The organism is Candidatus Dadabacteria bacterium, assembly GCA_026706695.1.
In the GTDB taxonomy this organism is placed as follows: Bacteria; Desulfobacterota_D; UBA1144; order Nemesobacterales; family Nemesobacteraceae; genus Nemesobacter.
Window position 1 is genome coordinate 1 of sequence record JAPOYE010000109.1, and the last position, 8980, is coordinate 8980.

9 protein-coding genes and 1 tRNA gene are annotated in these 8980 nt (G+C 51.8%); 4 read left to right on the plus strand and 6 right to left on the minus strand.

What is annotated here, in order from left to right; all coding sequences use genetic code 11:
- From OXG10_08470 to gyrA, 5 genes are all read right to left on the minus strand, one after another.
- Window positions 1–341, minus strand: a 341-nt coding sequence (locus tag OXG10_08470; GenBank protein MCY3827388.1) for an NAD-dependent deacetylase, incomplete at its 3' end; no start/stop codon positions are given.
- Window positions 342–356: 15 nt separating this feature from the next.
- On the minus strand, window positions 357–974 hold the full coding sequence (locus tag OXG10_08475; protein ID MCY3827389.1) for a glutathione S-transferase family protein: 618 nt from the start codon (window positions 972–974) through the stop codon (window positions 357–359).
- 2 nt (window positions 975–976) lie between these two features.
- Window positions 977–2173, minus strand: coding sequence for a transposase (locus tag OXG10_08480; GenBank protein ID MCY3827390.1), 1197 nt, complete (start codon window positions 2171–2173; stop codon window positions 977–979).
- A 55-nt stretch (window positions 2174–2228) separates the two neighbouring features.
- Complete coding sequence (locus OXG10_08485; GenBank protein MCY3827391.1) at window positions 2229–2723, minus strand: PaaI family thioesterase; 495 nt, start codon at window positions 2721–2723, stop codon at window positions 2229–2231.
- Window positions 2723–5155 carry a DNA gyrase subunit A gene (gene gyrA / locus OXG10_08490; GenBank protein MCY3827392.1) on the minus strand — a complete coding sequence of 811 codons (2433 nt, stop codon included), beginning with the start codon at window positions 5153–5155 and terminating at the stop codon, window positions 2723–2725. Before gyrA ends, OXG10_08485 begins: the two co-directional genes overlap by 1 nt.
- 147 nt (window positions 5156–5302) lie before the next feature.
- On the opposite strand from gyrA, the gene rsmD reads away from it, so the two are divergent.
- Genes rsmD through OXG10_08510 form a run of 4 tightly spaced genes read left to right on the plus strand, consistent with a single transcriptional unit; the run spans window position 5303 to window position 8674 of the window.
- On the plus strand, window positions 5303–5851 hold the full coding sequence (gene rsmD / locus OXG10_08495; protein MCY3827393.1) for a 16S rRNA (guanine(966)-N(2))-methyltransferase RsmD: 549 nt from the start codon (window positions 5303–5305) through the stop codon (window positions 5849–5851).
- Window positions 5848–6351 carry a pantetheine-phosphate adenylyltransferase gene (coaD, locus tag OXG10_08500; protein ID MCY3827394.1) on the plus strand — a complete coding sequence of 168 codons (504 nt, stop codon included), beginning with the start codon at window positions 5848–5850 and terminating at the stop codon, window positions 6349–6351. The genes rsmD and coaD overlap by 4 nt, the downstream gene beginning before the upstream one ends.
- 4 nt (window positions 6352–6355) lie before the next feature.
- On the plus strand, window positions 6356–7549 hold the full coding sequence (locus OXG10_08505) for a pyridoxal phosphate-dependent aminotransferase (protein ID MCY3827395.1): 1194 nt from the start codon (window positions 6356–6358) through the stop codon (window positions 7547–7549).
- Window positions 7550–7555: 6 nt separating this feature from the next.
- Window positions 7556–8674 (plus strand): ABC transporter substrate-binding protein, encoded by a 1119-nt coding sequence (locus OXG10_08510; protein MCY3827396.1) that lies wholly within the window; start codon window positions 7556–7558, stop codon window positions 8672–8674.
- A gap of 4 nt (window positions 8675–8678) precedes the next feature.
- Here OXG10_08510 and OXG10_08515 read toward each other — a convergent pair.
- Window positions 8679–8754 (minus strand) — tRNA-Ala (locus OXG10_08515).
- Window positions 8755–8980 lie beyond the last annotated feature (226 nt).

Here is an 8980-nt window from a genome sequence, read left to right on the forward strand (position 1 = left end):
TTCTCAGAACCCGCCTTTGTATGGAGGCCGTCCACGTTCTGCGTTATAACACCCCTGAGCCAGCCCCTTTTCTCGAGACGCGCAAGCGCGTAATGGCCCGCGTTGGGTTCGGCGGCCGCCCTCACAGGATAGGATTCCATGGCATACGAATAGTAATTCTCGGGATTTCTCAAAAACCCGGAAAGCGAGACTACCGACTGGTCCATTTTCTCCCACATGCCCGTCCCTGGAGAACGGTAGTCGGGTATTCCGGATTCGGTGCTTATTCCGGCTCCCGTAAAGGCAACCCCTCCTTGGGTCTTCCCCAGCAGTTCCAAAAAAAGCTCGACTTCCTTCTCCATAAAATACGCCCGGCTCTAACCGGCAAAAGCAATGAAGTCGGGAGTTCCCTCGACGCTTTCGCACCATCTTCTGATCGACGGATACGCTGCCAAGTCAAAACCCCCTTCCTCGCAAAGCATCGTGTAGGGATAACACGCGATATCGGCTATTGAGTATTCCCCGCAGAGAAACTCGGTTCGGGAGAGGTGATCGTCAAGTATCGCAAGCGCTGCATTTCCCTGCACATGGAGCTTCTCCATCGCCCCGGGCGGTACCTGGTCAGATGGCAGAAACTTCGCAAAATACCTAGCGACCGCGAGGTTCGGATCTACGGTTGTCTTTCCGAAAAAAGTCCACTGCGCAATCAGACCGTAGGTCTCCGGATCGTTGGACAGGTAGGGGTTCGGAGAGAACTTGTTCGCCAGATAGAAAAGTATCGCGTTTGATTCCCACATGACGAAATCCCCGTCCGAGAGAACCGGGATCTTGCAATTGGGGTTAAGCGCTGAGAATTCCTCCTTTTTATGTTCCCCCGAGAATATATCCACTGTTACTCCTTCGTATTCGACCGAAAGCTGGTGCAGAAGAAGCTTCGCCTTATAAGCGTTTCCGGAAAGCGGGTGCTCATACAGTCTTATGGGAATTATAGTCATAACTAGACAGTTACCTCTACTGTTCTTGGCCGAACAGGCCCTACATCAGCCTGCTTCTGTTTCATCCTTCCGACCGCACGGGACTCTATATCGAGCTTCCCACCCGTGATAGAAGCCAAGCCTCTATGAAGGATATTCAACGCTGCGTTTACGTCCCTGTCCGCTTCGTATCCGCATGAACATTTATGCGTCCACACAGACAGAGACTTCTTTACCGTCGCTCCGCAACTTGAGCACTCCTGAGATGTCCCCTTGGGGTCCACTTCCACCATCCTAATGCCGGCTCTTTCGGCCTTCTCGTTAAGCAGCGTTATGAGCTTGTCCCAAGTCTGATCAGATATGCTCCTTGCCAACTTCCCGTTGCGAAGCATGTTCTTTGTAATCAGTTTCTCTACCGCTATGAAATCGTATATCTTCACAATTTCAGAAGTTAATCTATGAAGATAATCCCTCTCCCCGTCCGATACCCTCTGCCATTCCCTGGCGAGCAGGGATACGGCTTTGCGCCAATTATTGCTTCTCCTCTCCTTGCGGGATACTGAGCGTTGCAGGCGTTTGATCTCCTTCATGTCTATCTCCCGCTTCTCCACTGTCTCCCCGTTGCTTAGAGTCAGACGCTTCGATATCCCCATGTCTATTCCCACGGGGTTAGTGACCGGCTTAGTCTCGGGTGTCGGCAGCTCGTAGGACAGGGCAACTTCTGTACGCAGGGCCTTCCTGGTAATTCTGATTGCCTTGAGCCGGCTATTCGGGGGGAGTTCTCGAGAGGTCTTCAACTCTATCCGGGGAAGCCCCTTTATCTTGAGGACTATCTTGTTCCCTTCCCGCTTCAGCATTTGCCAGCACTGGTCGTTTATCTCTATCGTCCGCCAGCGTCTGGAGCTCTTGAACCGGGGAGAGCCCGCTTTCTCCTTCCTCTCCACCCTGCGGAAAAACGACTTGTACGCCTTGTCTATCCTGCCCACGACCCCTCGGAACACCTGAACGCTTATATCGGCATACTCGGGATCATCCGCCCTGACCTCGGTCAGTTCCTTGCACTGGTCGTAATATGAGCGGGACTTGCGGGTCTTTTTATAGCAGTCAATCCGGGACTCAAGGCAGGCGTTGTAGAGCGTGGCGCACATCCCGAAAATACGGGAGAGCGCTTCATGCCCCGGCCTTGACAACTTCACCCTGCATTTATAAGTCCTTATCATTACTATATTATACCCGACTCTGTCTAGTATTGTATATAATTCCCAGTCTCATCATCTAATCCCTCACGTATTGTAAGAACTCTTCGCTCAGAAGCTCAGGGCCCAGTATCTGATGCAGAGTTTCCTTTCGGGGAAACACGTAGGTAACGGCGGCGCTTGCGAGTTCCGTTCCGTCCTCATTCCTTATGACCGAATCGACTTCAACTCTTCTTCCCCTGATCTCCCTTATCTTGGCTCTCACGTCAAGCATTGCGCCGCTTGGAACCTTCTTCATGTAAGCAATGTCTATCTTCGCCGTAAAGGCAATCTTGCGGGTTTCATTGAACATGGCCCAGAAAGAAACCTCGTCGACAAGGGCGCACTGAACTCCCCCGTGCACTATCCCCGGCCAGCCGCAGAAATGCTCATCCGTACAGATGGTGGTGAACACCTCATCGGTTTCCTGATCATGAAAAAACTTAAGGCGAAGTCCGTGCTCATTGTGCGGACCGCATGCAAAGCAGTTATAGCCCGGAAAACCGGAGAGCACGTTTTCTATTTCCTTTATCATCAATCACCCTCCGCGATCTTCGCTACCGCGGCCACAAGTTCGTCAGGTTCAAGGTTTATGACCTTTACTCCCTGGGTGCTGCGTCCCGTATTGCGTATCCCCGAGACGCTCGTCCTTATGAGCTTGCCCGCCTGATCGCTTATAATCATGATCTCCGTCTCGTCATCCACCTGAAACGCCCCGACCACCCTTCCGTTTTTCTCGGTTATGTTGACGGTCTTCACACCAAGCCCTCCCCTCTTTGTGAGCCTGTACTCGGAAATGCTGGTGCGCTTGCCGTAACCCATCTCTGTCACCGTTAGTATCTGCGCGTTCTGGTTCCTTATGACCTCAAGGCTCACCACTTCGTCCCCTTCTCTGAGATTTATGCCCCTGACTCCGGTAGACACACGGCCCATGTTTCTTACGTCAGTACCCTTGAATCTGATCGCCTGTCCGTTCCTTGAAGTGAGAAGCACTTCGTCTTCTTCAGACGCAAGCTCTGCCCCCACAAGCTCATCTCCATCACGTATGTTAAGGGCGATTATTCCCCCTACGCGAGGGTGGGAATAGGCCTTGAGCTTCGTTTTCTTGACGATTCCGTTCCGGGTCGCCATGACTATGGAAACATCTTCCGAGAAGTCTCTTACGGGCAGCACTGCCGCCACGGATTCCCCCTTGTCAAGGTTAAGCAGGTTCACCATGGCCCTTCCCCGCGCCGCGGGGGTAGCCTCTGGAATCTCGTAGACCTTGAGCCAGTAGCATCTCCCGAGGCTTGAGAAAAACAGAATGCTGTTATGCCTTGATGCGGTGAACAGGTCGTTAACGAAATCGGTGTCCCTCGTGCCCATTCCGGTTCTGCCCCGCCCGCCCCTTCTCTGGTTCCTGTAAACACTGAGAGGTATGCTCTTTATGTAGCCCCCGTAGGTCGTGGTAACCACCATCTCCTCGTCGGTTATAAGGTCCTCAATGGATATCTCCCCGACATCCTCCACGATCTCTGTTCTCCTAGCGTCCCCGAACTTTTCCCTGAGTTCGGTGAGTTCCTCAACCGCGAGATCGAGTATGAGCTTTTCGCTCCCCAGTATCTCCCTGAGTTTCGCCACGGTTGCTATAAGCTCTCGTCTTTCCTCGAGTATCTTGTCCCTCTCAAGCGCAGTAAGCCTCTGAAGACGCATCTCCAGGATGGCCTGGGCCTGACGCTCAGAAAGTGCAAACGTCCGCACAAGGCCAGCTTTCGCGGCCGCGGGGCTCTCCGAGCCTTTTATGAGTTCCACGATCTCATCAAGGTTATCAAGAGCGATCTTGAACCCCTCGAGGATGTGAAGACGCTCCTCGGCCTTTCTGAGCTCGTACTGGGTTCTGCGGGTAATTACTTCCTTTCTGTGTTCTACGAAGTGGGCTAGGAGTTCCTTTAAGCTAAGAACCTTCGGCTGGTTTCTCACAAGCGCGAGCATTATGATGCCGAAAGAGGTGTACATCTGCGTATGCTTGTAGAGCTGGTTTAAAACCACCTGGGCGTGCTCTCCGCTTTTAACGTCGATAACAAGCCTTATACCCTCCCTGTCGGACTCATCCCTTATATCGGAGACACCCTTTATTTTCTCCTCTCTCACAAGTTCGGCGATCTTCTGCGCGAGGCGCGCCTTGTTAACCTGGTAGGGAAGCTCGGTGACGATTATCACCTCCCTGTTCCCCTTTTTCTGCTTCTCTATAGCTACCCTGGCCTTCATCCTTACTATTCCGCGACCGGTGGCGTAGGCGGTGCGAATGTCATCCCTACCGCTTACGAAACCCCCCGTCGGGAAATCCGGCCCCGGCATGATCCGAAGCAGCCTGTCAACGGTGATTTTGGGGTCTCGTATCTGCGCCACCACGGCGTCGAGAAGCTCCCCGAGGTTATGAGGAGGAATATTGGTCGACATGCCCACAGCGATTCCAGAGGAACCGTTCAGAAGAAGGTTGGGCACCTTGGTCGGCAGTACGCTCGGTTCGAGTTCTCCCCCGTCGTAGTTGGGATAAAACTCGACTGTTTCCTTATCAAGATCCTCGAGCATCTCAGAAGAAATTCTCGAGAGCCTTACTTCCGTGTAGCGCATGGCCGCCGGACTGTCCCCGTCAACGGAACCGAAATTGCCCTGTCCGTCGACAAGCGGAATTCTCATGGAAAAATCCTGGGCCATCCGGACAAGGGAGTCGTAGATCGCCGAGTCTCCGTGAGGGTGGTATTTACCCATGACATCCCCCACCACTCTGGCGGATTTCTTGTAGGGACGATTCCAAACATTTCCGACCTCGTTCATTCCGTAGAGAATCCTCCTGTGAACGGGCTTGAGTCCGTCGCGCACGTCGGGAAGAGCCCTTCCGACTATCACGCTCATCGAGTAGCTGAGATAGGACTCCTTCATCTCATCTTCAATGTTTACAGTCTGCACTCTGGATGAAGTGTCCATTCCTGAAAAAGCCCTCCGGAGAAAAGAAAAAGAATGGTTGTGAAACAAACCGGTTAGAATGGTATTTTACATGAATAAATCCGTGAATTCCAGAGCAAGACAGGGAGCAAATCCGGAGGCTTAGACGAAAGAGTTGAAATAATCGATATGCGCATACTTACAGGGCAATCCAAGGGCAAAAAACTGAAAGTCCCAAGGGGAAAATCACTTAGACCCACGGCGTCCAGAATAAAAAAATCCATTTTCGACATCCTTGGCCCCGAAGTGGCGGGAACAAGGGTGCTTGATCTTTTCTCAGGCTCGGGGAATCTGGGAATCGAGGCTCTGAGCCTGGGAGCCGCATTTTGTGTCTTCGTTGAGAAAAACCCCGGCACAACGGGAATAATCGCCCAGAATCTGCGTTCCTTGGGATACACGGAACGATCAAGAATACTCAATTTTGATTTCAGAAAAGCATTGAGTATGTTAAGTGCGGAAAATCGCGGGTTTGATGTTGTTTTCGTCGATCCCCCGTACGAGCTTTACGAAAAGACCGAGCCTCATGAGCTTGCCCGCGATATACGAAGCGTCGTCGGGGAGAAGGGAGTAATGGTTATTGAACATCCATCCAGAAACGTTATTAATTCTGAAGGACTTGACGTGAGAACCAAAAAATACGGAGGTACCTCCGTAAGTTTTCTAAGGAGGCTAGATTGAACGGCAAAACTGTAATCTATCCGGGTTCCTTCGACCCTTTCACAAACGGGCACCTTAACATAATCACCCGGGCCGCGGGAATATTCGAGAAAATAATAATTTCGGTCGGACACAATACTTCAAAGAAAACGACGCTCTCGACCGAAGAAAGAGTATCTCTGATCGCCGAGGTGACCAAGGATTTCCCCAACGTCGAGGTTGAAAGCTTCGAGGGACTGCTGGCCGACTACATAAGAGAGAAGGAAACCAACACCATACTGCGCGGAATGAGGTGTCATTCGGACTTTGAATACGAACTTCAGATGGCCACCGCAAACAAGCTTATGAACGAAGAGGTGGAAACGCTGTTTATGGTGACCGAAAGCCAGTTCTCTCACATAAGCTCCTCTCTGATAAAGGAAATCATTTCCCTGGGAGGTTCCGCAAAAGATTTTGTGCCAGCAGTGGTTGAGGAAAAACTGATTGAAAAACTTCGCCCGGCCGGAGAACGGAGGAAATGATAAAGTGAGACTTTCAGAGAGGGTCAGCAATCTGAAACCTTCTGCAACTCTGACCATAACGGCAAAAGCCAAGTCGCTTCGTGCCCAGGGAGTCGACATCATAGGGTTCGGAGCGGGGGAACCCGATTTCGACACCCCGGAGAACGTGAAAAAAGAAGGCGTGGCCGCGATTAAAAACGGTTTTACGAAATATACTGCCGTGGGTGGAATCGACGAGCTCAAAGACGCGATAGCGGCGTCTTTGAAAAAAGATCACGGCCTTGAGTACTCAAGGGACGAAATACTGGTTTCCTGCGGGGCAAAACACTCGATATACAACATCACCCAAGCACTTTTCGAATCTGGAGACGAAGTCATAATTCCGGCCCCCTACTGGGTTTCCTATCCCGAGCAGGTGGCGCTTACGGGCGCAACCCCGGTGATCATGGACACAGATGAACGCAGGCTTTTCAAAATCACCCCGGAGCAGCTTCAGGCAGAGATAAACGAAAGGACGCGGGCCCTTATTCTTAACTATCCTTCGAACCCAACGGGAACCACTTATTCGCGCGGGGAACTTGAGGAGATAGTAAAAGCAGCCCTAGACGCCGACCTGATTATAATTTCAGATGAAATATACGAAAAAATAATCTACGCAGATACTGAACATGTATCTGTCTGCTCTCTTAGCGACAAGGCTAAGAAATCCACTATACTCGTAAACGGAGTATCCAAATCCTACTCAATGACCGGATGGCGCATAGGATACGCCGCCGGAGACAAAAGAGTAATAAGCGCGATGGCGAAGCTGCAAGGCCAGTCAACCTCAAACCCCTCTTCAATCTCGCAGATGGCAGCCCTTGAGGCGCTTAGAGGACCGCAGGAGCTGCTAGGCAAAAGGGCAAGGGAATTTGAGAGAAGGAAGAACTTCATAGTAAAAAGGCTGAACGAAATCCCGGGATTTACCTGTTTTAACCCCATGGGAGCGTTCTACGTGTTCCCGAGCATAAGCGGTTTCGTGGGGAAAGCATACGGAGATAAGAGAATCGACGGATCAGTTTCGTTTACCGAATTCCTGCTCGAAGAGGCGAAAGTAGCCGTCGTTCCTGGCATAGCCTTCGGAAAAGAAAACTACCTCAGGATATCCTACGCGATGTCCATGGAGAACATAGAAGAGGGCTTAAACAGAATTGAAGAGGCGGTAAAAATCCTGCTCTGATTCGAAATGGACTCCTTTAAAATCGGCCTTTCCGCAACACTCTCAGGACGCCACGCGATCCAGGGCAGGGAAAGCCTCCGGGGAATAAAACTTTTTACCGAGGAACTGCTCTCTAGGGGAGGAATAGAGACGGGGGATGGAAAATCCCTGGTTCCGGAACTCGTCTTCTATGACGACGAGAGTATCCCCGAAAAAACAAAGGAGAACACCCTCCGCCTTATAGGAAAAGACAGAGTAGACATACTGCTGGGGCCATATTCAAGCAGCCTAACGCTTGCGTGCGTTGAGACTGCAGAGAGAGCCCAAAGAGTAGTGTGGAATTACGGCGGGTCGCTTGACGATATTCCTTCTCGCGCCCGGGGCAAAACGGTAAGCGCGATAACCGGGGCATCTTCTTACTTCCAAGCGGTCGTGGATATGATCCACAACTGCTATAACCAAGCTGTGGAGCTCTTCGTTTTGCGTCTTGGGGGAAGCCGCTTTTCCCAGACCGTGTGCGAAGGGGCTCTGCTTCGCGCGGAGAAACTAGGTATTTCGGCAGCCGTTTATGATTTTCCCTCCGGCACAGAAGACTTCTCCACCGTACTTGCCCGCCCAAAAAGCCGTAGCGCTTCCTGCGTGCTCTGCTGCGGGGGGATGGAAGACGACATAAATCTCGCCAAGTGGATACGGAGGAACTCAGACCTTGACTTCGGGGTAGTGGCGACGCTTGCGGCGGCGGTAAACGAGTTTGAAAAACGTCTCGGGCGGGAAGCAGACGGTTTTGTCTCGACAAGCCAGTGGGAACCGACGCTTTCTCTGTCTCCTGATTTCGGCCCGACTCCCAGGGAGTTTTCAGACAGGTTTGCCCGCGCCTACGGATACACGCCCGACTACACCGCCGCACAGTCCTATAACATGGGAGTTATAATCGAAAATCTAATAGAGACAACAGGCAAAACGGACGAACAGGTACTCCTGCGCGAAGCCCTGCGCTCCCGCTTCGCGACTTTTTACGGGGATTTCCGTATTGATCCCGAGACCCTGCGGCAGACGGGACACCGGATGCTGGTAACCCAGTGGCAGGACGGGGAGAAAAAAATAGTTTTTCCGAAAGAACATTCTAATTCCCGGCTCATAGTCTGAAGGGTGGTGGAGCCGACGGGAGTCGAACCCGCGACCTCATGAATGCCATTCATGCGCTCTCCCAACTGAGCTACGGCCCCGCATAAAACAGGAGTATAAATCTAGTTTCTAGGCAAGCGCATGTCAAACCAATAGTATAAGCTCGCCGGTGTTTCCAGAACAGACGAGAAAAACTGAACATCATCAATGAATGGTTCGAGACTCTCCCTTAGTTCCTCATTGATGACAAGAGTCTCGAGGTGTTCACGGCTTGCTGGTGAAGCTCAAGGCCACCTCGTATCCAGCGGACTTACGCCCACATTTGCC

Bases quoted from the DNA above. Each gene is read 5' to 3' on its own strand.
- rsmD (MCY3827393.1), top strand. From the start codon at position 5,303: ATGCGCATACTTACAGGGCAATCCAAGGGCAAAAAACTGAAAGTCCCA.
- OXG10_08485 (MCY3827391.1), bottom strand. From the start codon at position 2,723: ATGATAAAGGAAATAGAAAACGTGCTCTCCGGTTTTCCGGGCTATAAC.
- OXG10_08480 (MCY3827390.1), bottom strand. From the start codon at position 2,173: ATGATAAGGACTTATAAATGCAGGGTGAAGTTGTCAAGGCCGGGGCAT.
- gyrA (MCY3827392.1), bottom strand. From the start codon at position 5,155: ATGGACACTTCATCCAGAGTGCAGACTGTAAACATTGAAGATGAGATG.
- OXG10_08510 (MCY3827396.1), top strand. From the start codon at position 7,556: ATGGACTCCTTTAAAATCGGCCTTTCCGCAACACTCTCAGGACGCCAC.
- OXG10_08475 (MCY3827389.1), bottom strand. From the start codon at position 974: ATGACTATAATTCCCATAAGACTGTATGAGCACCCGCTTTCCGGAAAC.